This window comes from Pseudonocardia sulfidoxydans NBRC 16205 (genome assembly GCF_007989085.1).
In the GTDB taxonomy this organism is placed as follows: domain Bacteria; phylum Actinomycetota; class Actinomycetes; order Mycobacteriales; family Pseudonocardiaceae; genus Pseudonocardia; species Pseudonocardia sulfidoxydans.
On record NZ_BJVJ01000040.1, the window covers coordinates 25,264 to 50,058 of the forward strand.

At 70.9% G+C, this 24,795-nt stretch carries 26 protein-coding genes and 1 pseudogene; 10 read left to right on the top strand and 17 right to left on the bottom strand.

Annotation, left to right across the window (positions count from 1 at the left end):
* Window positions 1-5: 5 nt before the first annotated feature.
* The 7 genes from PSU4_RS18720 to PSU4_RS18750 all read right to left on the bottom strand — a co-directional run bounded on the left by PSU4_RS18720 (window position 6) and on the right by PSU4_RS18750 (window position 5,931).
* Window positions 6-326 carry a phenol hydroxylase subunit P4 gene (locus tag PSU4_RS18720; RefSeq protein ID WP_147110056.1) on the bottom strand — a complete coding sequence of 107 codons (321 nt, stop codon included), beginning with the start codon at window positions 324-326 and terminating at the stop codon, window positions 6-8.
* Window positions 327-328: 2 nt separating this feature from the next.
* Entirely contained in the window at window positions 329-1,858 is a 1,530-nt protein-coding gene (locus PSU4_RS18725; RefSeq protein WP_147110058.1) for a YHS domain-containing protein, read from the bottom strand.
* A gap of 1 nt (window position 1,859) precedes the next feature.
* Window positions 1,860-2,144 (bottom strand): MmoB/DmpM family protein, encoded by a 285-nt coding sequence (locus PSU4_RS18730; protein ID WP_147110060.1) that lies wholly within the window; start codon window positions 2,142-2,144, stop codon window positions 1,860-1,862.
* Complete coding sequence (locus PSU4_RS18735; RefSeq protein ID WP_147110062.1) at window positions 2,141-3,088, bottom strand: ferritin family protein; 948 nt, start codon at window positions 3,086-3,088, stop codon at window positions 2,141-2,143. The genes PSU4_RS18730 and PSU4_RS18735 overlap by 4 nt, the downstream gene beginning before the upstream one ends.
* 54 nt (window positions 3,089-3,142) lie before the next feature.
* Window positions 3,143-3,532 carry a hypothetical protein gene (locus tag PSU4_RS18740; protein WP_147110064.1) on the bottom strand — a complete coding sequence of 130 codons (390 nt, stop codon included), beginning with the start codon at window positions 3,530-3,532 and terminating at the stop codon, window positions 3,143-3,145.
* Window positions 3,533-3,692: 160 nt separating this feature from the next.
* Window positions 3,693-4,607, bottom strand: a complete 915-nt coding sequence (locus PSU4_RS18745; RefSeq protein WP_147110066.1) for a LysR family transcriptional regulator — start codon at window positions 4,605-4,607, stop codon at window positions 3,693-3,695.
* A gap of 328 nt (window positions 4,608-4,935) precedes the next feature.
* On the bottom strand, window positions 4,936-5,931 hold the full coding sequence (locus tag PSU4_RS18750) for an AraC family transcriptional regulator (RefSeq protein WP_186817046.1): 996 nt from the start codon (window positions 5,929-5,931) through the stop codon (window positions 4,936-4,938).
* 73 nt (window positions 5,932-6,004) lie between these two features.
* Here PSU4_RS18750 and PSU4_RS18755 point away from each other — a divergent pair, with 73 nt between their 5' ends.
* Window positions 6,005-7,075: a LysR substrate-binding domain-containing protein gene (locus PSU4_RS18755; protein WP_147110070.1), complete on the top strand. Its 1,071-nt coding sequence runs from the start codon at window positions 6,005-6,007 to the stop codon at window positions 7,073-7,075.
* On the opposite strand, the gene PSU4_RS18760 is transcribed toward PSU4_RS18755, so the two are convergent.
* Entirely contained in the window at window positions 6,996-7,541 is a 546-nt protein-coding gene (locus PSU4_RS18760; protein WP_147110072.1) for a hypothetical protein, read from the bottom strand. The two genes, PSU4_RS18755 and PSU4_RS18760, sit on opposite strands and share 80 nt — an antisense overlap.
* Before the next feature lie 201 nt (window positions 7,542-7,742).
* Here PSU4_RS18760 and PSU4_RS18765 point away from each other — a divergent pair, with 201 nt between their 5' ends.
* From PSU4_RS18765 to PSU4_RS18790, 6 genes are all read left to right on the top strand, one after another.
* Window positions 7,743-9,209: a YHS domain-containing protein gene (locus PSU4_RS18765; protein WP_147110074.1), complete on the top strand. Its 1,467-nt coding sequence runs from the start codon at window positions 7,743-7,745 to the stop codon at window positions 9,207-9,209.
* A gap of 14 nt (window positions 9,210-9,223) precedes the next feature.
* Window positions 9,224-9,478, top strand: coding sequence for a toluene-4-monooxygenase system B family protein (locus PSU4_RS18770; protein ID WP_147110076.1), 255 nt, complete (start codon window positions 9,224-9,226; stop codon window positions 9,476-9,478).
* Window positions 9,475-9,831, top strand: coding sequence for a Rieske 2Fe-2S domain-containing protein (locus PSU4_RS18775; protein ID WP_147110078.1), 357 nt, complete (start codon window positions 9,475-9,477; stop codon window positions 9,829-9,831). The genes PSU4_RS18770 and PSU4_RS18775 overlap by 4 nt, the downstream gene beginning before the upstream one ends.
* Window positions 9,828-10,169 (top strand): MmoB/DmpM family protein, encoded by a 342-nt coding sequence (locus tag PSU4_RS18780; protein WP_147110079.1) that lies wholly within the window; start codon window positions 9,828-9,830, stop codon window positions 10,167-10,169. The genes PSU4_RS18775 and PSU4_RS18780 overlap by 4 nt, the downstream gene beginning before the upstream one ends.
* 157 nt (window positions 10,170-10,326) lie before the next feature.
* The gene (locus PSU4_RS18785; RefSeq protein WP_186817047.1) at window positions 10,327-11,193 is read left to right on the top strand and encodes a ferritin family protein; all 867 of its coding nucleotides are present in this window, start codon (window positions 10,327-10,329) and stop codon (window positions 11,191-11,193) included.
* 79 nt (window positions 11,194-11,272) lie between these two features.
* Window positions 11,273-12,577 carry an NAD(P)/FAD-dependent oxidoreductase gene (locus PSU4_RS18790; RefSeq protein WP_186817048.1) on the top strand — a complete coding sequence of 435 codons (1,305 nt, stop codon included), beginning with the start codon at window positions 11,273-11,275 and terminating at the stop codon, window positions 12,575-12,577.
* A 45-nt stretch (window positions 12,578-12,622) separates the two neighbouring features.
* Here PSU4_RS18790 and PSU4_RS18795 read toward each other — a convergent pair whose 3' ends face one another.
* From PSU4_RS18795 to PSU4_RS18810, 4 genes are read right to left on the bottom strand one after another with little or no spacing between them, the layout of a single operon-like run.
* Window positions 12,623-13,417, bottom strand: a complete 795-nt coding sequence (locus PSU4_RS18795) for an alpha/beta fold hydrolase (protein ID WP_147110083.1) — start codon at window positions 13,415-13,417, stop codon at window positions 12,623-12,625.
* Entirely contained in the window at window positions 13,414-14,091 is a 678-nt protein-coding gene (locus PSU4_RS18800; protein WP_147110084.1) for a 3-oxoacid CoA-transferase subunit B, read from the bottom strand. Before PSU4_RS18800 ends, PSU4_RS18795 begins: the two co-directional genes overlap by 4 nt.
* Window positions 14,088-14,765 (bottom strand): 3-oxoacid CoA-transferase subunit A, encoded by a 678-nt coding sequence (locus PSU4_RS18805; protein ID WP_147110085.1) that lies wholly within the window; start codon window positions 14,763-14,765, stop codon window positions 14,088-14,090. The genes PSU4_RS18800 and PSU4_RS18805 overlap by 4 nt, the downstream gene beginning before the upstream one ends.
* Window positions 14,762-15,955, bottom strand: a complete 1,194-nt coding sequence (locus PSU4_RS18810) for a thiolase family protein (protein ID WP_147110086.1) — start codon at window positions 15,953-15,955, stop codon at window positions 14,762-14,764. Before PSU4_RS18810 ends, PSU4_RS18805 begins: the two co-directional genes overlap by 4 nt.
* A gap of 83 nt (window positions 15,956-16,038) precedes the next feature.
* Between PSU4_RS18810 and PSU4_RS18815 the strand changes: the two genes are divergently transcribed.
* Window positions 16,039-17,076, top strand: a complete 1,038-nt coding sequence (locus tag PSU4_RS18815) for a LysR family transcriptional regulator (protein ID WP_147110087.1) — start codon at window positions 16,039-16,041, stop codon at window positions 17,074-17,076.
* Here PSU4_RS18815 and ppk2 read toward each other — a convergent pair.
* From ppk2 to PSU4_RS32915, 4 genes and pseudogenes are all read right to left on the bottom strand, one after another.
* Window positions 17,066-17,962: a polyphosphate kinase 2 gene (gene ppk2 / locus PSU4_RS18820; RefSeq protein ID WP_147110088.1), complete on the bottom strand. Its 897-nt coding sequence runs from the start codon at window positions 17,960-17,962 to the stop codon at window positions 17,066-17,068. The two genes, PSU4_RS18815 and ppk2, sit on opposite strands and share 11 nt — an antisense overlap.
* Window positions 17,963-18,057: 95 nt before the next feature.
* Entirely contained in the window at window positions 18,058-19,875 is a 1,818-nt protein-coding gene (locus PSU4_RS18825) for a glycoside hydrolase family 15 protein (protein ID WP_147110089.1), read from the bottom strand.
* A gap of 1,123 nt (window positions 19,876-20,998) precedes the next feature.
* A pseudogene (locus PSU4_RS18830) lies at window positions 20,999-21,154 on the bottom strand (IS1380 family transposase); the annotation flags it as partial.
* A gap of 322 nt (window positions 21,155-21,476) precedes the next feature.
* Window positions 21,477-21,980, bottom strand: a complete 504-nt coding sequence (locus tag PSU4_RS32915; protein WP_147110091.1) for a helix-turn-helix domain-containing protein — start codon at window positions 21,978-21,980, stop codon at window positions 21,477-21,479.
* A gap of 180 nt (window positions 21,981-22,160) precedes the next feature.
* On the opposite strand from PSU4_RS32915, the gene PSU4_RS18840 reads away from it, so the two are divergent.
* Window positions 22,161-22,604 carry an Hsp20/alpha crystallin family protein gene (locus PSU4_RS18840; protein WP_147110092.1) on the top strand — a complete coding sequence of 148 codons (444 nt, stop codon included), beginning with the start codon at window positions 22,161-22,163 and terminating at the stop codon, window positions 22,602-22,604.
* A gap of 97 nt (window positions 22,605-22,701) precedes the next feature.
* On the top strand, window positions 22,702-23,145 hold the full coding sequence (locus PSU4_RS18845; RefSeq protein ID WP_186817050.1) for a hypothetical protein: 444 nt from the start codon (window positions 22,702-22,704) through the stop codon (window positions 23,143-23,145).
* Between the two features lie 759 nt (window positions 23,146-23,904).
* On the opposite strand, the gene PSU4_RS18850 is transcribed toward PSU4_RS18845, so the two are convergent.
* Window positions 23,905-24,363, bottom strand: coding sequence for a GNAT family N-acetyltransferase (locus PSU4_RS18850; protein ID WP_147110095.1), 459 nt, complete (start codon window positions 24,361-24,363; stop codon window positions 23,905-23,907).
* Window positions 24,364-24,795: the final 432 nt, after the last annotated feature.

A 24,795-nucleotide genomic window follows, 5' to 3' on the forward strand; every position in this document is an offset into this window, starting at 1 on the left:
TTTCCTCAGACGGAGAAGTGCAGCAGCGCCTTGTGCCCGACGCCGAGGTCGGCGAGCGACGCGTCGTCGGCGGGCTGCAGCGGCTGGTCGAACAGCCGCCACCGGGTGATGGCGGAGGCGTCGAAGTCGGGGTCGGACGCGGCCCACGGTGCGACGACGCCGGCGACGAACTCGCCGAACGGCATCGCCGTCGGCACGCGGAAGCACGCGGCGGAGCAGAACAGCGGGTTGCCGTCCCAGTGCACGTAGACGAGCTGGTCGTCGCCGAAGTTCTCGGCACGGTCGGCCGACGGGAACTCGTAGTCGTAGAGCGCTTTGACGGCCATGATCAGCTCTCCTGCTTCGGTGCGCCGGAGTGCCACTCTGCCCACGACCTCTGGTCGGGCGAGCCCTTGTACTCGCCGTTGTCGCCGTCCTGGATGCCGTACCAGTCGAGCACCTCCGGCACGCTCGGTCCGCCGCAGTTGCCCTGGTAGATCTGGTGGACGGGCAGCCACGCCTGCACGAACTTCTCCGGCTCCCGGTCGAAGATCCACTTGCAGCCGTTCGAGCAGGTGTGGAAGGTCTCGCCCGTGAACTCGCTGGTGCGGAACGAGATCGCGGTCGGGTCGTCCGGCTCGGTAAAGGCCATCGGGACCTGGCAGACCTGGCACAGCTGCGGTAGGCCCTGGAAGAAGATGCGGCCACCCGCGGCCTCGGTGCGGGCGTGCTTGTCCCACACCGGCTTGTAGAGCTCGTCGTAGCTGCCCGGGTACTGCTCGGACAGCCAGGCCGAGTGCTCCTCGCTCGGGGTCTGGGTGGTGAACGCCGCCGCGAAGCTGAAGTTGTGCAGGATCTTGTACACCTGGTGGGACAGGTGGTCCTTCTCCGCGATGGCGTCCTCGACGTGCCGCGGCGGGGTGATGCCGTAGTACTCCAGGTCGGGGAACAGCCCGCCCAGCATCTGGTCCTCGAAGTAGAGCTCGAACGCTTCCTTCCAGCTCATGACCGGCTTCGGGAGCATGTAGTCCATCATCCCGGCGACCAGCGCCGACATCCGGTACGCGCGCCAGAACCACTTGTCGATCCAGGCCTGGATGATCGGGACGTTGCCCTCGTCCTGCTCGAGCAGGAACTTGATCGCTTCGAGGCCGAGCGTCATGTGCCGGCTCTCGTCCGACTGCGCCGAGAACCCGAACGACATCGTCGGCATGTCGCCGTTGAAGCTGGCACCGCTCATGAAGGGCACGAAGAGCAGGTTCGTCAGCAGGTACTCGAAGCTGAACGAGATCGAGATCAGGAACTCGAACGGGCCGGCGGTCATCGCGTCGTCGAACAGGGACTTCGGCACGGACAGGTACCAGACCCGGTCGTGCATCTTCGACCAGCTGTGGAAGCCGCCGTAGTACTTGTTGTAGTTGCTGATCGTGTGGATCTGGGTCTGGCAGTGGCGCAGCTCGTCGACGCTCTGGCACAGCGCGGCGAAGCGCGGCGCCGGGCCTTCCAGGTAGCGGGCGAGATAGGCGAAGTGGCGGTGCGCCGCGTACTCCAGCGGCGTGACGCCCTGGATGAACAGCTTGATCGCGTTGAGGTACGAGGCGTCGGCGAGGCCGAGGTGGCCCTGGCTCTGGGCGAAGCTGTCCAGGACCGCGTAGAGGCGCTTGTCCTTCTCCGCCTGGTACTTGTAGTACGCGTCGACGGTCAGCCGGAACGGGTCCTGCCAGCCGTCCCAGTCGTGGATCTTGATCCCCTCGTAGGAGGTGTAGGGGAACAGCTTCTCGCGCTCGACGTAGCTGGGCTCCCAGTCGAGGTCGCGGGTCAGCAGGGCGTAGCGCTCCTTGAGCGGCAACTTCTTCGCGCGGGGCTTCGCCTGGGTCATGTCAGTGCTCCCAACTCACGATGATCTGGTCGTCGTCCCACTCGGAGAAGTTGCCGGCGTAGGACACGATCGCCAGCTGGAACTCGCCGGTGTCCCACTCGCGGCCGAGCTGCGACTCGACCGTCTCGCGGTTGATGACGATGCGGCCGGCCGCCTGCAGCTTGAGCAGCCCGGGCAGGTGGCGGATGGTCAGTTCGGGGTTGTCAGCCTTGATCGCGTTGACGAGCGGCCGGTTCTCCTCGGCGTCCTGGATGTCGATGCCGACCTGGCGCAGCGTGGAGGTCATGCCGCCACCCCGTCCAGACGCCCGGCGACGACGGCGGTCAGTGCGCCGACGGCCTCCTCGGCGCGCGGCCCCCAGGTGGCGGCGATGCGGTCGAGGTGCGCGGTGTTCGACGGTCCGTGCTCGGGGTCGCCGCGCCACGCGGAGACCAGTGCGTCGATCCAGCGGCGCTGGTCGGCGAACCACGTCGTGAGGTACTGGGCGACGAGGCTGTACGCGCCGGCCCCGCCGAGGAGCGCCTTCTCGTCGAGGCCCGCGTACATGGCGGGGAAGAGCAGGGAGTCGACGTGGTCGATCGCGAGCAGGCCCTCCGCCCAGTCGTCGACGACCATGATCTCCTCGACGAGCCGCCGCAGCGGCTGCAGGTGCGCACCGTCGAGCCACTCCTGCTTCGCGGTGGTGAGCGTGTCACCGACACCGCCCGCGACGGCGATGCCGACCCGGGAGAGCATCTGCGCGTTGCCGATGCGGTCGAACGCGGCGAAGGTGCAGCACTGCGCGAGCGAGGTGCCGTGGGCGAAGCGGGCGCCGGTCACGGAGACGAGCTGGCAGCCGGACTCGTAGTGGCGCAACGGGATCACCACCGATCCCAGGACGCTGCGCCACGCCTCCGGCAGCGTCACCAGTAGCTCGCGGTCCTCGAGGTAGGTCAGCGTCTTGCCGAACTCGTCGTGCAGGGCGGCCCGGTTGGTGACGTACGGGGTGTAGTAGAAGCCACGCGGATCGGCGTAGGAGTACGGGTCGGTCAGCCGAAGCGCCGAGTACCGCGGGTCGTACAGCTCGCGGTCCTGCGCCCAGGTCGGGCGGTAGTGGAAGTTCTCGCGAGGCTCGACGTCGAGCGTCGCCTCCTGGTAGCGGGTCGCCGGCTGGTCGCCGAAGCGGTCGATGACGTTCTGGTAGCTCTGGCGCTTGGCTTCGATGACCTGGTAGCGCAACTCGTACTGCACGGGTGGCTCCTGTCGGTTCGGATGGGTTACGGCCTGTTCCGCCGCGATCGGGTGTCAGGCCGGTGCGATCAGGTTGAGCAGGAGCGACTGGAGCTCGTCCTCACCGGTCAGCCGCCGCGGGTGCTCCTCCTGCCGGCCCGTCACCACGAGGCTGACCAGGGCCGAGCGGCCGGACATGACCGTCTGCACGCGGGCGGCACGATCCCGGTATCCCAGCGTGAACGCGAGCTCGCCGGGGCCCACCACGTCGTCGAGGCTGATGACGTCGCCGCGGGCCCGCAGCACCGCATTCGCCTCCGACACGAGCTGCTCGGCGAGGGAGCGGACGATGACCTGGGTGTCGGTCGCGACCGGCATCGGGGTGGGCAGGCTCTGCTCGGTGCCGGTGGCCGGAGCCGGTTCGCCGTCGAGAAGCGCCTGGACGTTGTGCATGAACGGCGTCATGTCGACTCGTCCTCGAGCAGAGCGGGGGGATGGGAGACAGGCATGTCGGTGATCCTCCGAGACGGTGTCGGTCCTCGACGACCGGACCGTCGCCCGAGTCTCGTGGACGGACTGGGTCGTGGGAAATACAGAAATCGTCCTCACTGAGACCTGAACCATCTCAATGACGCGGGGTCTTCACCCTCCGGCCACCGCCGATGAAGGCCTCCGCACGGGCTCGGACGCGCGCCACGAGCGGGGACGGCTCGTGCACGCGCGTCGCGAGGGCCAGCTCCACCTCCCGGGTGGTGCCGGCGAGCGGCAGGTAGCACGCCCCGGTGATCTGCAGGTGCCGCACCGAGGCCGGGACGAGTGCGACGCCGAGCCCGGCCGCGACGAACGAGACCAGCGTCGAGGTCTCGGCGACCTCGTGCATCGCGGCCGGGACGAACCCGGCGTGCTGGCAGGCGTCGATCACCGCCTCGTACACGACGGAACGGTTGTGCGACGGGTAGGTGATGAACGTGTCGTCGACCAGGTCCGCGAGGCGGACGGACCCCTTGTCCGCCAACGGGTGCTGGGCGGGCAGGACGGCGATCAGCGGCTCGCGGCGCAGGATGCGCACGTCGATCGCGGTGCTGCGGACGGGAGGACGCAGCAGTGCGAGGTCCAACGTGCCGTCCTCCAGCGCGAGCACCTGACGCGGCGTGAGCATCTCCCCGTAGACGTCCAGCTCGATGCCCGGCAGGTCCGCTCGCAGGACCCTGACCAACGACGGGAGCAGGTCGTAGGTCGCCGACCCGGTGAACCCGATGGCGATCCGGCCGAGCAGGCCGCGGGCGACCTGCTCGGCCTCGGTCACCGCATCGTCGACCGCGGCGAGGATCTCCCGGGCCCGGTGGAGGAACCGCTGCCCGGCCGGCGTGATCTCCACCTTGCGGGTGGTGCGGCGGAACAGCGTCACGCCCATCTCGGCCTCGAGAGCCTTGATCTGCTGGGACAGCGGGGGCTGCGCCATCTGCAGCCGCTCCGCGGCGCGCCCGAAGTGCGCCTCCTCCGCAACGGCGACGAAGTACTGGATTCGTCGCAGCTCCACGGCGGCAGAATAACCTGGTCATCCGGGTGCCGGGCGGCTCGTGCAGCCGCTGCGGCACCCGACCCGTCGGACCAGTGCGCCGGTCAGCCGGCGACCCGGTAGCAGGGCCTGGGCACGGCGGCGGCCCGGTCTGCGCGGCGGCTCCTCGTGATTTCCAACTGGCTCGTGCCGAGGTGGAACCCGATGCGATCCGTGGACAGGTGCTGCGTAAAGCGGATCAGGTGGCCGACGTCACGGTCCTAAGTGTCGAGGCCTCGCATCAGCCAGTCCGGCCGAGCGCGCAGTGGTGCTGAGGTGATCTCCAGACATGACGACGACGCCGAGGCGGTCAGGGACTGCCGTAGCGCAGGGTCGCGGACGGCGGCTCTCCGAAGCGCCGCGCGTAGGCGCCGGCGAAGCGGCCGAGGTGCGTGAAACCCCACCGGTAGGCGACCTCGCTCACCGTCGTCCCCGGTGGGGCGGCGAACAGTTCCTTGCGAGCCTGCTCCAGACGGATCCCACGCAGGTGGGTCGTCGGGGACTCGCCGACGTACCGGCGGAACCCGTCCTCCAGGGCACGGACGCCGACCCCGGCGGCGTCGGCGAGCTCGCCGACCGTCCAGGGATGCTCGGGCTGCTGCTCCATCAGCTCCATGGCGATCTTCACGGTGCGGGGCCGGAGCGCGGTGGCCTCCTCTCGAATCGCCTCGGAGTACGAGTGGCGTTGTCCCCAGATCAGCCCGCCGACGATGAGCCGCTGAACCTCTTGGGCGAACAGTGGCTGGGCCGCCAACCCGCCGGGAGCGTCGAGTTCGCTGGCGAGCAGCCGCACGGCGTACAGCCAGGCGCGGCTGCTCGGAGACTCGAGGTCCATCGCCAGCTCGAAGGAGGCGGGGGCGCGGAGCGGGCGCTCCAACCGGTCGGCCAGTTCCTGGTCGACCACCCCACGGTCGATCTTCAGGCACAGCTGCGTCGTGCCGCCCGCCCAGCGGTCGAGCAGGGTGCGGCCGGTCGGGTTGAACACGGCCGCGGTACGCGGTGTGGCGACGACGTGCTGCTCACCGCAGTGGGTGCGGACCTCACCGCAGGTCGGGACGTTGACGTGGTAGGCGGTGCTGGGCTCTCCGCAGTCCTTGGTCACGTCCGAGTCGTAGGTCAGCTCGCCGAGGACGAGCGGGCCGAGCACCACGGTGCGCATGCGGAGACCGAACCGGGCGCTGTCGGCCCCGGGGCGCAGTGTCAGCGGGTAGTAGGCCGAGCTGACATGCGCGCGCGCCCGGTCGACGTCCCGGGTGCTGAACTCGCGCACCTCGCCCGCGGCGCCGCGGGCCTCGCCTGACGGCACCGCAGGATCGTCCCCCATTTCCGGAGCTGGGGCAAACCATCGTCCTCGCCTCCGTCCAGAAAGGACCCCCTCGATGGAACTGCGCCAGCTGAGGTACTTCGTCGCCGTGGCCGAGGAATTGCACTTCGGGCGAGCCGCCAAGCGCCTGCACATGGCGCAGTCGCCGCTGAGCCGGCAGATCCAGGGCCTCGAACGCGAGCTGCGGACGCGGCTGCTCCATCGGACGACCCGTAGCGTCAGCCTCACCCCGGCGGGCGCGGAGCTCCTCGAGCGCGGACGGAGCCTCCTCGCGCGTGCGGACGAGACGGTTCAGGTCGTGCGTGGGCTGGACGGCGCTGCCCGGCCGCTCCTGCGGTTGGGCTTCACGGCGTGCGCCGCCAACGCCGCGCTGGGTCCGGTGCTGCGGATCGTCCGGAGCGTGACCGGCGAACTGGCCGCCGACCTGCGCACCGACATGCTGACGCCTCGCCAGGTCGAGGCCGTCGTGCGCGGCGACATCGACCTCGGCTTCGTCGTCCGCCCACTCACCCCGTTGCCGGCCGATCTGCACGCGTACACCCTGCTGGCAGAGCCGCTCGCCCTCGTCGCGCCCGACGGGCACCGGCTGACCGACGTACCGGAGGTCCCGCTGACCGACCTGGCAGACATCGGGCTGGTCGGTTTCCCCACCTCGTCGGGGTCCGCGACCCGCGGTCTGCTGAACCTGATGTGCGCGGAGCAGGGCTTCGAGCCCCGCATCGTGCACGCGGCGCGGGACACGAGCTCCGTGCTCGGGCTCGTCGCGGCCGGCGTCGGCTGCGCGGTGCTGCCGTTGTCGGTCCGGGACGGCGCTGCCGCCGGGGTGTCGGTCCGTCCGCTCGCGAACGCCGTCACCGCCGAGATCGCAATGATCTGGCGGCGCAGCGAGACGCGCCGACCCGTCCTGGCCGTCGTCGACGCCGTGTCCCGCGACTTCGAGCCGCAGCGCGCCGGCGGCCCGCCTGTCTCGCCGGTGGCCGAGCCCGTGGCCCGGCGGGCTCCCGTCGCCCCTGTCGCCGAACCCGTGTGGGGTCACCGCGCACAGCTCATCCCGCCGGCCGTGTCGATGCGCCGTACCCGGGGCGACCTCGCTCCTGCCAACGCCGCGCCCACGACTCGAAGGTGATCGGCTCCGAGCCGTCGGCCGGGTCGTCGTCGATCCCGAACCCGTAGCCGCAACACGGGCAGCGCTGCCCCGACGGATCCCCGAAGTGGACCGCGTACGGGGGAGCCGGTGGAGTGGTGCCCTCCTGCGGCACCGGAACGCCCTCGAAGGCGAGGTAGGGCGGGGCCTCGAGACCGTCGAAGGCGCACGCCGGGCAGGTGGTCGCGACCCGCTCGGCGACCTGCAACTCGCGCAGCCGCCGCGCCGCGGGGCCCAGCCGCGCGAGCAGCGGGTGCACCTCGCTGTCCGGGGTGCCTGCGGACCAGTGCGCGGCCAGCGTGTCGACGGCATGTCCGGGCATTCGGTGGACGACCGCGAGCGGCGGCAGGGAGTCGATTGCACCGGCGATATCCGGGGGCAGCGAGGAAAGTGCGACAGCCAGCGGGTCGCGCTCGGCAGGAAATGGGGCGGCGACATGTTCGGACATGGTCTCCATCGTGGGACCGGGCCCCAGCGGGGGCAAGGCGCTGATGCGTCGCCACCCTGCCGGCGCGGTCGTTCACGCAGGTCAGAGGGATAGTGACCAGACGGGTCCGAGTGGGACCGTTCCGGTCTTTCCCTTCCGGACGTCGACGGCGCGATGCTGTCCCCGCCGGTCACGAAATCTGGTCTCGGAAAGGACCCGATAATGCCTCAACTGAAACGCGAGGAATGGTTCGACCTCGGTCGCAAGTTGGACTGGACGCCCGAATACGTGAGTAGGGAGGACCTCTTCCCCGAGTTCGCGACCGACGCCTCCGCCCTGCCCGCCGAGGTCTGGGAGGAGTGGGACGAGCCGTACAAGGTGTCCTACCGCGAGTACGTCGACATCCAACGGCAGAAGGACGAGGGGCTCTACGGCGTCAAGACCGCGGTCGGCCGCTCGCGCTACATCGAGGGTGCCGACCCCCGGTGGCGTGCGATCGTCAAGGAGCACTACGGCGTCGTGGCCCTGGCGGAGTACTTCGCCGGATTGTCGGAGGCCAAGCTCGCCCGATTCGCGCCGTCCGCGGCGTGGCGCACCGTGGCGACTCTCGGGATGCTCGACGAGATCCGCCACGGACAGCTCCAGCTGTTCTTCCCGCACTCGTACGTCAGGCAGGACGAGCAGTTCGACTGGGCGCACAAGATGTTCCACACCAACGAGTGGGGCGCGATCGCCGCCCGCTCGCTGTTCAGTGACCTCTTCCTTGCCGGCACGGCGGTCGACGCGGCCATCGCGGAGACCTTCGTCTTCGAGACCGCGTTCACCAACCTGCAGTTCCTCGGCATGGCGTCGGACGCGCTCAAGGCCGGCGACGTCGAGTTCTCCTCGCTGCTGCAGTCGATCCAGACCGACGAGGCCCGCCACTCGCAGCAGGGCGCGGCGGTCATCGAGGTGCTGCGCAAACACGACCCGGACCACGCGCAGTACATCGTCGACAAGTCGGTGTGGCGCACCTGGAAGGTGTTCGCGCTGCTCACCGGCATGGGCATGGACTACTACATGCCGATCGAGCACCGCCGGCACTCCTTCAAGGAGTTCATGGAGGACATGATCCTCGACCAGTTCAGCAAGTACATGCTGGACGCGGGCATGCAGCTGCCGTGGTACTGGGACCAGCTGATCGACGAGGTCGACAACTTCCACCACTCGATGCACCTCGGCTCCTGGACCTACCGCCCGACGCTCTGGTGGGACCCGGCCGCCGGCGTGTCCCCCGAGGAGCGCGAGTGGCTCGCGTCGAAGTACCCGACGTGGGAGCGCAACTGGGGCCGCAAGTGGGACGTGATCACTGCCAACGCGCGGGCCGGCCGCGAGGACCTCACCCTGCCGTCGACGCTGCCGGTGACCTGCAACCTGTGTCACCTGCCGATGACCGTGTGGAGCGACGAGGCGGCCCCGCTGCGCCTGGTCCGACGCGGTGGGCGCACCTATCGCTTCTGCTCGGACCCGTGTCAGTGGATCTTCGAGCAGGAGCCGGAGAAGTACCTCGGTCACGAAGCGCTGGCAGACAGGTTCGTCACGGGCCAGATCCAGCCACCAGACCTCAACGGGGCGCTGGGTTACATGGGCATCACACCCGAGATCGCCGGCAAGGACGCACTGGACTACGCCTGGGCGCGCGGGGCCTGAGGGGGAGACGAGACATGGGCAACCCGATGCCGGTCGTCGCGCACTTCCGCGGCGACTTCCTCTACAACCTGGTCCTCGTCGAGGACACCGACACCGTCTTCGAGGTGGCGCGCAAGTGCGCCGAGCACTCGGTCGGCCGGCGCGTACCGGTGCAGGACGCCGGACTGCGCGTCGAGTACGCGGGTGCCGTGCTGGACGACTCGCTCACCGCCTCCGAAGCCGGCATCGTGCCGATGGAGGAAGTGATCGTCTCCTACGCGCCGCGATGACCGCCGAGACCGACGGGACCTGGCAGAGCGCCGGCCGCGCCGACGACGTCTGGGAGGGGGAGGCGTCCTTCCTGCGCCTCGGCGACGGGACCGCGGTGCTGCTCGTGAACACCGGCGGCACCGTCAAGGCCTTCCGCGGGCTGTGCCCGCACCAGGGCAACACCCTCGACGACGCCGACTTCGACGGCGAGATCATCACCTGCCTCGCTCACATGTGGGAGTTCGACGCCGGCACGGGCGCGGGCGTCAATCCCACCACCACCTGCCTGCCGGAGTACCCCTCAGAGATCCGCGACGGGGAGCTCTACGTCCGGACCCCCGTCTCAGCCAGCCAGAAGGCGAGCGTCGAATGACCACACACCCACCGGAGACCGACCACGCCGACGCGGCACTCGTCGGACCGATCATGCAGTCCGGCGAGATGGCAGAGCTCGTCGCGGCCGCCATCGCCGAGGACAACCCCGGGTCGGAGGTCCACCTCCGTGACGAGGGGTCCTACATCCACATCCACACCCGCGGCCGCTGCCGGCTGACCCGCAGCACCCTCGCCGAGCTGGCCGGGCGGCCGGTCCGCATCGGCGACGTGGAACCGCAGATGGCGTTCTTCGCGGGCCACATCATCACCACGACCGACGAGATCGTCTGGCACACGAAGCAGGGTGCGGCGCGTCCCACCCCGAAGGAGGGCTGAGACCGGTGAGCGAGCTTGCCCAGAAGCGACGCAGCTGGAGCCGCTACAGCGAGCGGCGCATCCCCACCGAGTACGAGTTCGTGTCGCACGACCTGCACTGGCACTACAAGCCGGGCCAGACGCCGTGGGAGATGTCCCCGGACCACGTCTGGAACCGGTGGTACGTCGAGCACCGCAACGATTCACCTTCCGGTGCTCGGACTGGAACGCGTTCCGCGACCCGGACATGCTCGTCTACCGCACCTACGTGCGGACGCAGGACGCGGCGGAGACCTACGTCGACGGCGTGATCGACGACCACGAGGCGCGCGGCTCCTACGGTCGGCTGTCCGCGGACTGGCTCACCGCGCTCGGAAAGGGCTACACCCCGTTCCGGTTCGTGGGGCATGGACTGCTGATGGCCGCGACGTATGTGATGTCGATGGCGCCGTCGAGCTACATCAGCAACGCGATCGGGTTCCAGGCCGGTGACGAGCTGAGGCGAATCCAGCGGATCGCCTACCAGACGCGTCAGCTGCAGCTGCACCACCCGGACCGCGAGTTCGGTGTGCACGACCGGCGCACCTGGGAGCAGGAGCCCGCGCTGCAGCCGCTGCGCAAGGCCGTGGAGTCGCACCTGGTCGAGCGGGACTGGGGCCGATCGTTCGTGGGCCTCTGCTTCCTGCTCAAGCCGGCGGTCGACGCGGTGTTCAACCTCCGGCTCGCGGAGGCGGCTGCCGCCAACGGCGACGAGCTCACCTCGGCGATGCACCGCAACCTGCACCGCGACACCGTCCGCAGCAGGCGCTGGTCGGTCGCGCTCGCCCGCACCGCGATCGCGGACGAGCCGGCCAACCGGGCGTTGATCCAGGACTGGGTCGACGGGGCACGCGAGTCGGTCCTCGCGGCCGTCGTCGACGCGTCGGCGCTGCTGTCGACGCCCGCGTTCGACCTCGACCCGGGTGAGACCCGGGGTGCGGCCGAGGAGGCCGTCGAGGCCGGGCTGCGCGGCATCGATGACGGCATGGACGAGCCGGAGGGCTGACGGTCCGCTTCGCCGTTCGCCGGGCCCCGGCCGTGCCGGCGGGGCCCGGTCCCATGCTGCTCGTCCCCGAGGAGGACCAATGCTCCCGTCCACCGGAGCCGGTGTGGTCGTGGTCGGCGCCTCCGTCGCCGGCCTGCACGCCGCCGAGGCGCTGCGCGACGCCGACTATGCCGGGCCCGTCACCGTGCTCGACGCCGACCAGGAGCCCTCGTGCGACCGGCCGCCGTTGTCCAAGCAGTTGCTCGCCGGGGTCTGGACCCGCGAGCAGACACAGCTGCGCGACGCCGATGCCCTCGCCGGGCGCGGGATCGACGTCCGACACGGCGTCCGGGCCGTCGGGCTCGACATCCAGTCATCCACATTGGATACCAGCGCCGGGCCGCTGCGCTACGACGGGCTCGTGGTGGCCACCGGGGCCACCGCACGCGACCTCCCCGGTGCCGGCACCCGGCCGGGCCTGTACACGCTGCGGACGCAGGCCGACTGCCTGGCGTTGCGCCGCGACCTCGAGGACGGCGCCGCACTGGTGGTCGTCGGCGCGGGGTTCATCGGCATGGAGGTCGCGGCGACCGCGCGCAGCCTCGGGGCCGAGGTGACCGTCGTCGACCCGCTCGAGGCGCCGATGCAGGGGGTGCTGGGACGCGACGCCGGGCGCGCCCTGCAACGACTGCACGCTGAGCACGGCGTCGGGTTCCGGCTAGGGCGCGGCGTGCGGGTCGTGCACGGTGCGTCCCGGGTCGGGGCGGTCGAGCTCGACGACGAGTCCGTCGTCCGCGCCGATGCCGTCCTCGTGGGCATCGGTGCCCGGCCCGCGGCGGGCTGGCTGGCCGGTGCCGGTCTCGACGTGTCGGCCGGCCTCGCGTGCGACCGGTACCTCGCCGCAGCGCCGCACGTCGTCGGCGCCGGCGACGTCGTCGACTGGTTCAACCCCCGCTACGGCCGGCGGATGCGCGTCGAGCACTGGACGAACGCCGCGCAGCAGGGTGCCATCGCGGCACGGAACCTGCTCGTCGCGCGCGTCGACCGGAACCCGGCCGATCTCGTGCCGTACTTCTGGTCCGATCAGTACGACGTCCGGATCCAGTTCAGCGGCGTCGCCGGCAGCGACGTCCGGGTACTGCCCCTCGGCTCCGCAACCCGACCAGAGCGTCGGGTCGTGCTCTCCGGACAGGACGGTGTGCTGACATCTGTCCTGGCGGTGGGGGTCGATCAAGCGTTCGTCCGCGCGCGCCGGATGCTGCGCCGCCGCACACCCATGGACGAGGCCGAGGCGACCGTCCGAACGCTGCTGGACGGAATCGAACCGCGAACAGCGGAATCCACAGACCCTGTCCCCGCGCACCCTTCGGCACCTCGTCGCGCCGGCTCGTCGACAGGACCGTGACGTCGGCGCGCCGTAGCGTCCGACCCGGCAGGTCGGGGCGGCACATCAGCTGTGGTGGTCGCGAAGGAGTGTCGTGACTTCTTCCGAGGCCTCGGCCGGTGCGACATGCGCGACGCCGTCGAGAACCTCCAGACGACCGTGCACGACGCCGTCCGCGATCTCCCGCAGCGTCGCGACAGGAGTCGGCTGATCGTGACTACCGGCGACAGCGAGGACAGGAGCGGTGACCTTCCCCAGGCGGTCACGGACGTCGTAGGACGCCAGGGCTCGGCAGGCTCGTCCGTAGTCGACCGGGTCGGCCGCACGCAGCGAATCGAGCAGGGCGTCGGCCCGGTCGGGGTGACGTTCGCCGAAACCGGGCCCGAACCATCGCTGTCGGGACCCGTCGACCACTGCATCGACACCCGACCGCTCCACCAGGTCCGCCCGGTCGAGCCAGTTGCGGGGCTCGCCGATCCTCGCCCCCGTGCATATGAGCGACGCGGCGGCGACCCGGCCGGGGTGGTCGAGCAGCAGGTGGAGTCCGACCGCACCGCCGATCGAGTCGCCTGCGTAGTGGATCTCCTGATTCCTGCCGCCGCCGCGGGCGGCGTCGACGGCGTCGAGAACTCCGTCGGCGAGGTCGGAAATCGTGAAGTCCGCCGCCGCTGCCGGACTGCGCCCATGACCGGGCAGGTCCCACGCGAGGACGTCGAACGCCTCGAGCAGCCCAGGCATGCACAGGCCCCACAACGCCGTCGCGGAGGTACCGAGGGACGGCCCGAGCACCAGAGCCGGTCGATCCGGCGCCGGTGCGGGACGAGTCAACGCGATCGTCGGGACGCGTGTCGTCGCACTCATCGGCCGGTACCGGAGCCGACGACCCGGTCGAGGTGGAGCTCGAGCGGGGCCATCCGTTCGACCAGGCCGTCGACGTCGATGCCGTGGACCTCCAGGACGCGGACGCCGTCCGGGCCGACCGCGAAGGTCGCGAGGTCGGTGTAGACGCGTTCGATGCAGCCGACGCCGGTCAGCGGGTAGGTGCACGTCGGCACCAGCTTGGGCGTGCCCTGCTTGTCGAACAGCGTCATCATCACCCAGACGCGCTTGGCGCCGATCGCGAGATCCATGGCGCCGCCGACGGCGGGGATCGCGTCGGGGGCGCCGGTGTGCCAGTTGGCGAGGTCGCCGCCGGCGGACACCTGGAACGCGCCGAGGACGCAGACGTCGAGGTGGCCGCCGCGCATCATCGCGAAGGAGTCGGCCTGATGGAAGTAGGCGGCCCCGGGCAACTCGGTGACGGGGATCTTGCCGGCGTTGATGAGGTCGGGGTCGATGTCGTCGCCGTGGGCTGCGGGGCCCATGGCGAGCATGCCGTTCTCGGTGTGCAGGACCACGCCGGAGCCGTCGGGGAGGTGGTCGGCGACGAGCGTGGGCTGCCCGATGCCGAGGTTGACGTAGGCGCCGTCGGGGTGTTCGCCCGCGATGTCGCGGGCGATCGCGGCCGCGATGTCGTCCTTGGTGCGGGTGTTCACGCGGCGGCCTCCTGGGCGGCGGGGACGATGCGGTCGACGTAGACGCCGGGGGTGATCACGGCCTCGGGGTCGAGGGCGCCGGCGTCGACGACGCGGTCGACCTGCACCGCGACGGTACTGGCGGCCGTGGCCATGACGGGGCCGAAGTTGCGGGCGGTCCGGCGGTAGACGAGGTTGCCCATCCGGTCGGCGACGTGGGCCTTGACCAGCGCGAGGTCACCGTGGATTGGGTATTCGAGCAGGTAGGTGCGGCCGTCGATCTCCCGGACCTCCTTGCCCTCGGCCAGCGGGGTGCCGACGGCGGTGGGGCTGTAGAAGGCGCCGATGCCGGCGCCGGCGGCGCGCAACCGTTCGGCGAGGTTGCCCTGGGGGACCACCTCGAGCTCGATGCGGCCGGAGCGGTAGAGGTCGTCGAAGACCCAGGAGTCGGTCTGGCGCGGGAAGGAACAGACGATCTTGCGGACGCGGCCGGTCGCGAGCAGCGCGGCCAGCCCGGTGTCGCCGTTGCCGGCGTTGTTGGAGACGATCGTGAGGTCGGCGGCGCCCTGCCGGACGAGGGCGTCGACGAGTTCGACGGGCATGCCCGCCATGCCGAAGCCGCCGACGAGGACGGTCGACCCGTCGGCGGTGCCGGCGACGGCCTCGTCGTAGCCGGTGCAGATGCGGGCGGTCACGACCGGGCCCCGGCGACGTTCTCGAGGACGACGGCGAGCGCCTGGCCGACGCCGATGCAGATCGCGGCGACGCCCCACCGGTCGCCTGACTCGTGCAGGCGTGCGGCGAGGGTCGCGAGGACGCGGGCGCCGGACGCGCCGAGGGGGTGGCCGAGGGCGATCGCGCCGCCCTTGGCGTTGACGATGCCGGGGTCGATCTTCCAGGCGTCGACGCAGGCCAGGGACTGGGCGGCGAACGCTTCGTTGAGCTCGACGGCGCTCACGTCGGCCCAGCCGATGCCGGCCCTGGCGAGGGCACGTTCGGCGGCCTCGACGGGTGCGAAGCCGAACTCGCGGGGGTCGAGGGCGTGGACGCCGCGCCCGGCGACGCGGGCGAGTGGGTCGGCGCCGATGTGGGTGCTCGCGTCGGCGGAGCCGAGCAGGAGGGCGGCGGCGCCGTCGTTGAGCGGGCTGGCGTTGCCGGCGGTGATCGTCCCGTCGGGGCGGAACGCGGGCTTGAGCCCGGCGAGGGTGTCGGGGGTGGAGCCGTCGCGGATGCTCTCGTCGCGCTCCAGCGTGACGCCGGGGACGTCGACGACGAGGTCGTCGTAGAACCCGTCGGCCCAGGCCTGGGCGGCGAGCTGGTGTGAGCGGGCGGCGAACTCGTCCTGGCGACGCCGCGAGATCGCGAAGCGGTCCGCGAGCTGCTCGTTGCACTCGCCGAGCGAGATCGTCCACTCGGCGGGCATGCGGTCGTTGACGAGCCGCCAGCCCAGCGTCGTCGACACGGCGGTGACGTTCCCCGCGGGGAACGCGCGCGACGGCTTGGGCAGCACCCACGGCGCCCTGGTCATCGACTCGACGCCGCCCGCGACGACGATGTCGGCCTCGCCGACCTCGACCGCGCGCGAGGCCTGGATCGCGGCGTCGAGGGAGGAGCCGCACAGCCGGTTCACGGTGGTGGCCGGCACCGACACGGGCAGCCCGGCCAGCAGGACGGCCATGCGGCCGACGTTGCGGTTGTCCTCGCCCGCCTGGTTGGCGCAGCCCCAGACGACGTCGCCGATCAGCGCCGGGTCGAGGCTGGGGGTCTTGGACAGCACGCCGGCGAGCGCGGTCGCGGCGAGGTCGTCGGGCCGGACATCGGCGAGGGCGCCGCCGAACCGCCCGAACGCCGTGCGGGCGGCCGCGTAGAGGTAGCAGGACGTCATGTCTCGACGGTAGGAACATCGGTCCATCACGTCCAATACTCATCGGACGTCCATTGATAAGCAACACGCATAGAATCTGCGGGGTGGAGCTCCGTCATCTCCGGTCGTTCGTCGTCCTGGCCGAGGAACGGCACTTCGGCCGTGCGGCGGCGCGGCTGCACATCGCCCAGCCGGCGCTGTCCCAGCAGCTCAGGCAGCTGGAACGGGAGACGGGCACCCGGCTGATGGATCGGTCGACGCGCCGGGTCGAGCTCACCGAGGCGGGCCGGTTGCTGCAGGGCCGCGCCGCCGAGATCCTCGCCGCTGTCGACCGCACGTCCGCCGATCTGGGGTCGCTCGCGGCGGGGCGCGCCGGACGGGCCCGGCTCGGGTTCGTCGGCACCGCGACCTACGACGTGCTGCCGCGGGTCGCGCTGCGGGTACGCGAGGAGCTGCCCGAGGTGGAGCTCGACCTGTACGGCGAGCTGCTCGGGCCGGTGCTGCTCGACCGGCTGCGCCAGGGTGAGCTCGACATCGCCGTGCTGCGGCCCGGCCCCGCACCGCTCGACGACCTCGACGTCGTCCACCTGCGCGACGAGTCCCTGGTCGCGGTCCTGCCCGCGCACCACCCGAAGGCCGGCGCGGAGAGCGTGGCGCTGCGCGAGCTCGACGGGATGCAGCTGGTGACGCACCCGTCGGGGCACCGGTCGACGATGCAGCCGCTCGTGCTCGACGTCTGCCGCCGGGCCGGCCTGGATCCCCGGGTGGTCGAGGTCGGCGAGACCGGGACGCTCGTCGCGTTCGTCGCGGCGGGTCTCGGGTTCGGTCTGGTCCCGGCCTCGGTGCACGCCCTGCGCCTCGACGGTGTCGCCTACGTCCCGCTCGCCGGCCGCCGGATCACGGCTGCGCTGGTCCTCGCGCGACGACGTGACCCCGCGCCCACGGTCGCCCGGGTCTCGGCGCTGGTCGCCGCGGTGTGCGCCCCGACGACGGACCACCGACGACGGACCACCGACGACCGCCGACCGAGGACCGGCGCTGACCCGGGATGCTCGAGCGGGACGGGCGCGGCCGGCACCACCCCCGGTGACAGGCCTGGTGGCGGGCGCGGATCCGCGGATCGACCGGGCGTCAGTCCTTGATCGAGTCGCGTCCGCGTTGCACGAGCTGCGGGTCGGGCGGGTAGACGAGCGACGGGTCCTTGCCGACGTAGTCGAACTGGTCGAGGAAGAACCGCATCGCGGCGAGCCGGCCGCGCTTCTTGTCGTTGCTCTTGATCGACGTCCACGGCGCGAAGTCGGTGTCGGTGTGCTCGATCATCGCCTCCTTGGCCGCCGTGTAGTCGTCCCAGCGGTCGAGCGACTCGAGGTCCATCGCGGACAGCTTCCAGCGGCGGACGGGGTCGATCTGGCGGATGGCGAACCGGGTGCGCTGCTCGGAGCGGGTCACCGAGAACCACAGCTTGGTGAGGGTGAACCCGCTCTCGATCAGCATCTCCTCGAACTGCGGGGCCTGGCGCAGGAAGATCTCGTACTCGCGGTCGGTGCAGAAGCCCATGACGCGTTCGACGCCGGCGCGGTTGTACCAGGAGCGGTCGAACAGCACGATCTCCCCGGCCGTGGGGAGCTGGGTGACGTAGCGGTGGAAGTACCACTGCCCGCGCTCGGTCTCCGTCGGCTTGTTCAGGGCGACGACCCGGGCGGCGCGCGGGTTGAGGTGTTCGAGGAAGCGCTTGATCGTGCCGCCCTTACCGGCGGCGTCGCGCCCCTCGAAGAGGATGACGTGCTTGGCGCCGACGTCCTGGGTCCAGTACTGGAACTTCAACAGCTCGACCTGCAGCTGGTACTTCTCCGCCTCGTAGAGGTCGCGGTCGAGGCGCTCGTTGTAGGGGTAGTCCTCGTGCCAGGTCAGGACAGGGTTGCCACCCGGGTCGATCAGGTCGGGGTCGGAGCCGTGCGCGTCGTGGCGCACGCTGTAGCCCTCGCGCAGCAGCTCGTCCAGGTACTCGCGGAAGTTGCCGTGGATCATCGTGGAATCCCCAAGCGTGTTCGGTGGCCTCACGCGCCAGCCTGGTCGGGGAGGCGTCGTCCCGCAATGTGCTCGGGGGAGCCGCAGGGACGGGGTCAGTCGCCGAGCGCCTCGTCCAACGTGATGGCCGCGTCGATCAGCGCGAGGTGGGTGAAGGCCTGCGGGAAGTTGCCGATCTGCTCGCCGGTCAGCGCGATCTCCTCGGAGAACAACCCCACGTGGTTGGCGTAGGTCAGCATCTTCTCGAACGCCAGCCGCGCGTCCTCGAGACGCCCGGCGCGGGCCAGCGCGTCGACGTACATGAAGGTGCACAACGAGAACGTGCCCTCCGAGCCGCGCAGCCCGTCGGGGGAGGCGGCCGGGTCGTAGCGGTAGACGAGGCTGTCGGTGACGAGCTCGTCCTCCATCGCGGCGAGGGTGGAGCGCCACATCGGGTCGGAGGGGACGACGAACCCGACCGTCGACATCCGCAGCAGCGACGAGTCGAGGACCTTGTCGTCGTAGTGCTGGACGAACGCCTGCCGTCCCTCGTCGAACCCGCGGGTCATGATCTGGTCGTAGATCGCGTCCCGGGCGGCGGTCCAGCCGGCGACGTCGCCCGGACGGCCCCGCTCGGCGGCCATCCGGATGCCGCGGTCGAACGCCACCCAGCTCATCAGCCGGCCGTAGGTGAAGTCCTTGCGCCCGCCCCGGGTCTCCCAGATTCCCTCCTCGGGCTGGTCCCAGTTGCGGGCCAGCCAGTCGAGGACCAGACCGATCTGCGTCCAGCCGCGGTGGCCGTAGGCGATGCCGTGCCGGTCGGCGAAAGAGATGCTGTCCAGCGCCTCGCCGTAGATGTCGAGCTGCAGCTGGTCGGCGGCGCCGTTGCCGATCCGGACGGGCCGCGACCCGCGGTGGCCCGACCAGTGCGGCAGCTCCTCCTCGACGAGGTCGGACGTGCCGTCGACGCGGTACATGATCTTGAGCGGTGACCCGGTACCGCCGGCCTCGGCGACCCGGTCGCGCAACCACCCGGCGAACTGCGCCGCCTCGCCGGTGAAACCCATCTTGAGCAGCGCGTACACACTGAACGACGCGTCCCGCACCCACGTGTACCGGTAGTCCCAGTTGCGTTCCCCGCCGATCTGCTCGGGCAACGCGGCGGTCGGTGCGGCGACGAGCGCACCCGTCGGCCGGTACGTCATCAGCTTGAGGGTGATCGCGGACCGGCCCAGCATCTCCCGCCAGCGGCCCTTGTACGTCGAGCGGCCCAGCCACACCCGCCAGAACCCGACTGTCTCGTCGAACAGGCCCCGCAGATCGGCGACGCGCAAGTCGCGCGGCGGCCCGTCCGCACCCGCCTCGAGCACGAACCCGCGCAGGTCACCGGCTCGCAGGTCGACGCGGACGCGCAGGTCCCCGTCGTCGACCGCCATGTGGGCCAGTGGTGCATCGCCGGGCTCGCGGACGGCGTGCAGCGTGAGCGTCAGGTCGTCGCCGGCGAACACCGCACCGTGGTCGCCGATGTGGAGCGCGTGCCGGGCCCGGCCGTAGTCGAACCGCGGCGCGATGTCGACGTCGAACGACATCTGGCCACGCACGCAGCGCATCATCCGGACGATCCGGTGCCGGCCGGTGACGTCCGGCCCGGCGGGCGGCATGAAGTCCAGGACCTCCCCGACGCCGGCCTCGGTGATGAAGCGTGTGATGAGCACGGCCGTGTCCGGGTGGTACATCTGCTTGGCGTCGTAACTGCCGAGGGCGGGCCGGATGCGGAAGTGGCCGCCCTTCTCGTCGTCGAGCAGCGCGCCGAAGACGGTGGGGGAGTCGAACCGTGGGCAGCAGAACCAGTCGACGGAGCCGTCGGTGCTCACCAGCGCGGCCGTGTGCAGGTCCCCGATGAGCCCGTGTTCTGCGATCGCCGCCTCGACCATTCGCTCCCCCTCGCTCGCCGGGAGATCAGACTTGCAGCGACCGGGCGCGGGCGCCAGGGCCGACCGGCGGCGGTGTCCTCACCGGACGGGGCGCCCAACGTCTGGCTGTGCCACACGATCGGGGGAACCGCGGCCGGAGACCGCCTTGCGGTGCCTGGTCTGCTGATCCCCGGGCGCGCCTCGTCGCCGACGACCTGCCGTTCGGGGCCGGCGGAAAGCTCGCGATGACGACATCGGACGTCGGCGCCCGACCCGACGACGCACGGCCCGGGGCCATGGCCCGGCATCCGCTCGTGTCGGTCTCCGCGCTTGCCGCGGCGGCGTTTCGTCATGGTCCGGGCCGCGGAGGGTCAGGGCGGCCCGGGGAGCTGCTGCGTCGGTACGTGCAGGGGTGCGTGAAGGTCCGGTGGTGCCTGTCGTCCTTGGTGGTGATCTCGGCGAGTGTGCTCCTCGGGGAGGTCGTCCTGTCGTCCGCGCAGGGGACTTCCGCTTCGTTCAACACGTTCGCGGGCAAGCCGTCGCGACGCTGTTCCCTGCGCCGCAAGACAATGCCGGTTATCACGTCATCGGTACCAACGAGCCATCATCTTGTTCATCTACCGATGAGAGGTCATCCTGCTCGGGTGCCGACGACGTGTCAGCCAGGAGACCGGGGACAACCATGACCGCACTCGTGCGCTGGTGACGGCGACCAGCGCGACGACCGTGCTGGCCCGCAACCGGGTATCAGGTGCGCCTGGTGGCGCCCGGACTGCTCTCCCCGCGACCGGCCGCCACGGCCGCACCCGGCTCATCGATCCCTCCGCGCGGGCCGAGCTCGCCGCGCGCCGGGTGCTGCCCGACGCCGGCAGAGACGCCGCCGGAGCGGCGCCCTACGCGCTGGCCCTGCTGCCGCTGCTGCCCGCGATCAGCGGGTTCGTCGTCGACGTCCGGATCATCGACGGCTGGGCCCCGCACCCGGTCTATCCCGGCCAAGTCCGGTTCCGCCTCGCCGCCCCCCGCCGGACATTCGGGCCCGGTTCGAGCACGCGGCGTTTCAGCCTTCCGCCGGGTCGCCCTGGCAGCGGCTCTGGCAGCGCCATCTCAGGGGCGAGCGACTCGGGATCGGCCCCGGGCGGACCGGCACGACAGGAGAGGCCAAGGCGACGACCGCTTGCCAGATGCGGTTCTGGTCCAGCTCGTACAGCGGCAGGTTCGTCAGCCCGGTGTCCTTCGCAGCGCGGATGCGGTCCTCGGCGCGGGCGCGTCGGCGGTGGCGTAGCTCGAGGTCGGCAAGTTGGCGGCCGGGTCCGCCGGGGCGGGTGTGGTGGCGAATCGAGCCGGCCGGCGGTGGGCTGACAACTACGGCCGAGGCTGTGCCCGCGACTCGCCGGCGTCGATGTCAGCCGGGTAGGCCGCGACGGCGTAGGTGGCGTGACGATCGAGGTTGTGCCGGGCTCGCTTTGGTGACATCGGTTATCGGAACTGCCCGAATGCCGGCCCGCGAGGCCCTCCGGCTGCGTCGGAGTGGCCGTCGCGGACCGACTGTCGCGGGCGCCGCAGGGGTGTGGGGTCACCCTCGCTCGTTTGCCACGCACTGTGATCCGTGGGCTGGTCGGCGCTCAGGTGCGACGGTCCAACTGCGCGGTGAGGGTCGAGATCTCGTCGCGCGCCTCGTCGAGGCGGCGCCGCGTCACGCGCAGCTGGTCCTCGCGGTCCTCGAGGTCGGCGCGGGCCTCGTCGCGGTCGCGGACGGCCTGCCGGTGTTCCTCGTCGGCACGCCGGCGAGCGGCTTCGGCCTGGTCGCGGTCCCGGCGGGCCTCGTCGCGGGCGTCGTCGGCGCGCCGGCGCGCGTCGTCCTCGGCCTCGACCCGCTTCTCCAGGTCGGCGATCGTCCGGGCCGAACCGAGGCTGTGCCCGGCGTCGAGGAGCGCGCGCAGCCTGACGACCTCGGTGAGCTGGCGGCGGGAGTAGCGGCGGTGCCCACCGGCCGTGCGGTGCGGGTGCAGCACACCCGCGGTGTCGAGGCTGCGCAGGAATGCAGGCTGCACGTCGAGCAGCTCGGCCGCCTGACCCATCGACACCGACGGGTAGTCCTCGTCGTCGAGCTGCTCGAGCCCCGTCATCGCCCACCTCCGCACACTCCAGGGTACTCCACTCTACAGCCGAGCAAACCGAGAACCTCCAGCCGTCGCTAAAAATTTCTTCGAATCTCCGCTTGCTTCTCGGAAAATCTCCTGTCTAGACTTCAGGTATTCAGCCGCACGGCTGGTGCATCGCACACCGACACGAGAGGAGAATCAGCGATGCTGATGCGTACCGACCCGTTCCGCGAGCTCGATCGCATCGCCCAGCAGGCGTTCGGCGCCACACCCGGGACCTGGTCGCGTCCCGCGGGCATGCCGATGGACGCCTACCGGCAGGGCGACGAGTACGTCGTCGAGTTCGACCTGCCGGGTGTCGACCCGTCCGCGATCGACATCTCCCTGGAACGCGACGTCCTCACCGTCCGGGCCGAACGCCGGCCGACCCAGGACGGCTCCGTCGAGATGCAGGTGTCCGAGCGCCCGCTCGGCGCCTTCTCCCGCCAGCTGTTCCTCGGCGACGCGCTCGACGGTGACCACATCCACGCCTCCTATGACGCCGGCGTCCTGACGCTCCGGATTCCTGTCGCCGAGAGGGCGAAGCCCCGCTCCATCGCAGTGACGGCCGGCGCAGGCCCACGGGCGCTGAGCACCGGATCGCCCTGACCGTCGGCCCGGTACGGCCCGGCCCGTCGCGCCGGCCCGGGCCGTACCGGGCCCATGACCAACCCCCCCCCGAACCGGACACCGACCAGGAGTTCCCGTGAGCCTCCAGCACGTATGGCTGCAGATGTGCGACGGCGGCCTCGTCCGCGCCGACCGGATCAGCGAGATCGTCGTCCGGCCTGCACCGGCGGCGTCCGGTGGCCGACCACGATGGTTGATCGACGTCGTCGTGCCCACCCCGTCGGGAGCCGGCGACCGTCACGGATGGCACACCGGGTCGCTGCACCGCACCCTCGCGCAGTCGCAGGACGAGCCGCCCGACGCCCCGGTGGCCCTGGCGCGACTCCTCGCGCAGCTCGACGAGCTCGACGTCGCCGGGGTGGTGTCCACCCGCGCCGACGACGGCCCCGCGTCGACGAGGTTCGTCGTCACCTCGTTCCGCACCGGAGCCTGCCCGCCCGCCGAGCACCCCGACACCGCGGCCGTGCAGGCCGGCGACGTCCGACCGGACGGCCTGCCCCGTCCCGCAGTCGTGCACTGACCTCGCAGACCACGCCCCGAGACCGACCGGACGGCACGCCGCGACGGCGCCGCACGGCCGAGCCCACCGATCCGCTGCCGACGAGAGGGGGTGAGCGTCACCGAACGCACGCGCGCGGCCGAACGCCCCCTGGCCGCGCCCACAACGAACCGATGACGACCAGCAGGTGGTGGCCGGGCCCCCTCGGCCACCACCTGCAACGACATGCGCAGGTCACGAGGAACAGAACAGCGGGCGCTCGGTTCCCTGGATGAGCGCGCCGAGGCCTCTCTCCACCAGGTTGGGAGGGCCCGGTCACCGCGTTGACCGAGTCTCGCCCGCCGCGACCGCTGAACCGACCGAAGCTGCGTTGCCGCCAGCGGGGCCTGAGGAACGCCGCTGGACCCTGGGCAGTGTCGGAGTTTCGCGGTCGGCGGAGCGGTCAGTGGGCGGTTCAGGCCCAGCCCGTATGGGCTTCTGCATCGTTGTGCGCCAACGATTCTAATGCCGAGACGCACGAGTTGTCCGGCGGTGGCTACTGCCACCGCTGTTCCTCCGCCTCACCGGCAGCAGTCTCGGCCACCAAGTAGGCCGCCACGGCGTAGGTGGCATGGCGATCGAGGTTGTGACGGGCTCGCTCCCGTAGCCGCGGGTGGTGCCGTGAGCCGGCGTTGCCGGCGGCATCCTGGATGTCGCGCAGCGTCAGCCGATCGAATGCGCGGAGCGACACACCTATGTCGGCGGCGCCGAGGCCCCTTGCCGTGCTTGATGGCGCGGAGATCAGACGTCGACCCGCATCGCGAAATGATAGGCACCGATGTCGAGTCGCTCCCGGAGATAGAACCGGTGGGCACGAGTATTCGTGACACCGGAGTCGAGCTCCACCCGCACACAGCCCGCATCACGGCTCCGGGTTCGCAGCTCGGCCAGCAACTGGCTGGCGAATCCCCTCGAGCGGAGCGCCTCAGAGGTCACCAGATCGTCGACGTAGAGAATCCGACCGCGACTCGTCGACAGGACCCGATATCCGGCAGCAGCGATGGGAATGCCGTCGGAGTCATCCGCGACGATGAATCTCAGGCCCTGGTCGTAACCGACGGTCGTGAGTTCCTCGAAGAGGTTACGAGTGAAGCCGGGGCGGAGCTGGGCGAGCAGATCGAATAGCCCCGAGTCGAACGTCGCCCTGTCGACCTCACGGATGAGGACGTCTCCGCCGCCGACGTGCCCCTGCGTGCTCATGGTGCTCCGCTCTCCTACCCCGTGGATCACCCCCGTTTCGGAAGGGGTGATTCACGTCTGCATCGTTCGATCTGCCGTCGACAGCTTCACCTGTGCGTCAGCCAACCGAGCACGCCGCCGGCTGCCCCGCCGTCCGCTCGGGGCCAGACCTCCTGGCTCCGATGTTCACGGAAAACTACGTCCAGATCTCGTAGGTGCACTGCTGTCCCGTCGCCGAAAGCATTGCGAGTGTTGCGGACCGAGGAACTCCGCGTAGCGAAGGTCCGCTGCTTGGTCAGCAGGTCGGCCAGTGCCAGCATGTAGAACCCACGATCGACCGGACCCCGGGTCGCCGTACTTGAATGCGGCCCCGACGTCGGTCATCGGCGCGACCGACGAGGCCGCGGAAGTCGAGGCTCTCACCCACCGAGGCGCGACGCGCTGGGTGCCGGC

What these genes read in the sequence shown, in the direction of transcription:
- PSU4_RS18760 (WP_147110072.1), bottom strand. Translation starts at nt 7,541, where the DNA reads ATGTCCGAACATGTCGCCGCCCCATTTCCTGCCGAGCGCGACCCGCTG.
- PSU4_RS18850 (WP_147110095.1), bottom strand. Translation starts at nt 24,363, where the DNA reads ATGAGCACGCAGGGGCACGTCGGCGGCGGAGACGTCCTCATCCGTGAG.
- PSU4_RS18740 (WP_147110064.1), bottom strand. Translation starts at nt 3,532, where the DNA reads ATGACGCCGTTCATGCACAACGTCCAGGCGCTTCTCGACGGCGAACCG.
- PSU4_RS18775 (WP_147110078.1), top strand. Translation starts at nt 9,475, where the DNA reads ATGACCGCCGAGACCGACGGGACCTGGCAGAGCGCCGGCCGCGCCGAC.
- PSU4_RS18755 (WP_147110070.1), top strand. Translation starts at nt 6,005, where the DNA reads ATGGAACTGCGCCAGCTGAGGTACTTCGTCGCCGTGGCCGAGGAATTG.
- PSU4_RS18730 (WP_147110060.1), bottom strand. Translation starts at nt 2,144, where the DNA reads ATGACCTCCACGCTGCGCCAGGTCGGCATCGACATCCAGGACGCCGAG.
- PSU4_RS18795 (WP_147110083.1), bottom strand. Translation starts at nt 13,417, where the DNA reads ATGAGTGCGACGACACGCGTCCCGACGATCGCGTTGACTCGTCCCGCA.
- PSU4_RS18725 (WP_147110058.1), bottom strand. Translation starts at nt 1,858, where the DNA reads ATGACCCAGGCGAAGCCCCGCGCGAAGAAGTTGCCGCTCAAGGAGCGC.
- ppk2 (WP_147110088.1), bottom strand. Translation starts at nt 17,962, where the DNA reads ATGATCCACGGCAACTTCCGCGAGTACCTGGACGAGCTGCTGCGCGAG.
- PSU4_RS18825 (WP_147110089.1), bottom strand. Translation starts at nt 19,875, where the DNA reads ATGGTCGAGGCGGCGATCGCAGAACACGGGCTCATCGGGGACCTGCAC.
- PSU4_RS32915 (WP_147110091.1), bottom strand. Translation starts at nt 21,980, where the DNA reads ATGACGGGGCTCGAGCAGCTCGACGACGAGGACTACCCGTCGGTGTCG.
- PSU4_RS18765 (WP_147110074.1), top strand. Translation starts at nt 7,743, where the DNA reads ATGCCTCAACTGAAACGCGAGGAATGGTTCGACCTCGGTCGCAAGTTG.
- PSU4_RS18720 (WP_147110056.1), bottom strand. Translation starts at nt 326, where the DNA reads ATGGCCGTCAAAGCGCTCTACGACTACGAGTTCCCGTCGGCCGACCGT.
- PSU4_RS18770 (WP_147110076.1), top strand. Translation starts at nt 9,224, where the DNA reads ATGGGCAACCCGATGCCGGTCGTCGCGCACTTCCGCGGCGACTTCCTC.
- PSU4_RS18790 (WP_186817048.1), top strand. Translation starts at nt 11,273, where the DNA reads ATGCTCCCGTCCACCGGAGCCGGTGTGGTCGTGGTCGGCGCCTCCGTC.
- PSU4_RS18780 (WP_147110079.1), top strand. Translation starts at nt 9,828, where the DNA reads ATGACCACACACCCACCGGAGACCGACCACGCCGACGCGGCACTCGTC.
- PSU4_RS18840 (WP_147110092.1), top strand. Translation starts at nt 22,161, where the DNA reads ATGCTGATGCGTACCGACCCGTTCCGCGAGCTCGATCGCATCGCCCAG.
- PSU4_RS18810 (WP_147110086.1), bottom strand. Translation starts at nt 15,955, where the DNA reads ATGACGTCCTGCTACCTCTACGCGGCCGCCCGCACGGCGTTCGGGCGG.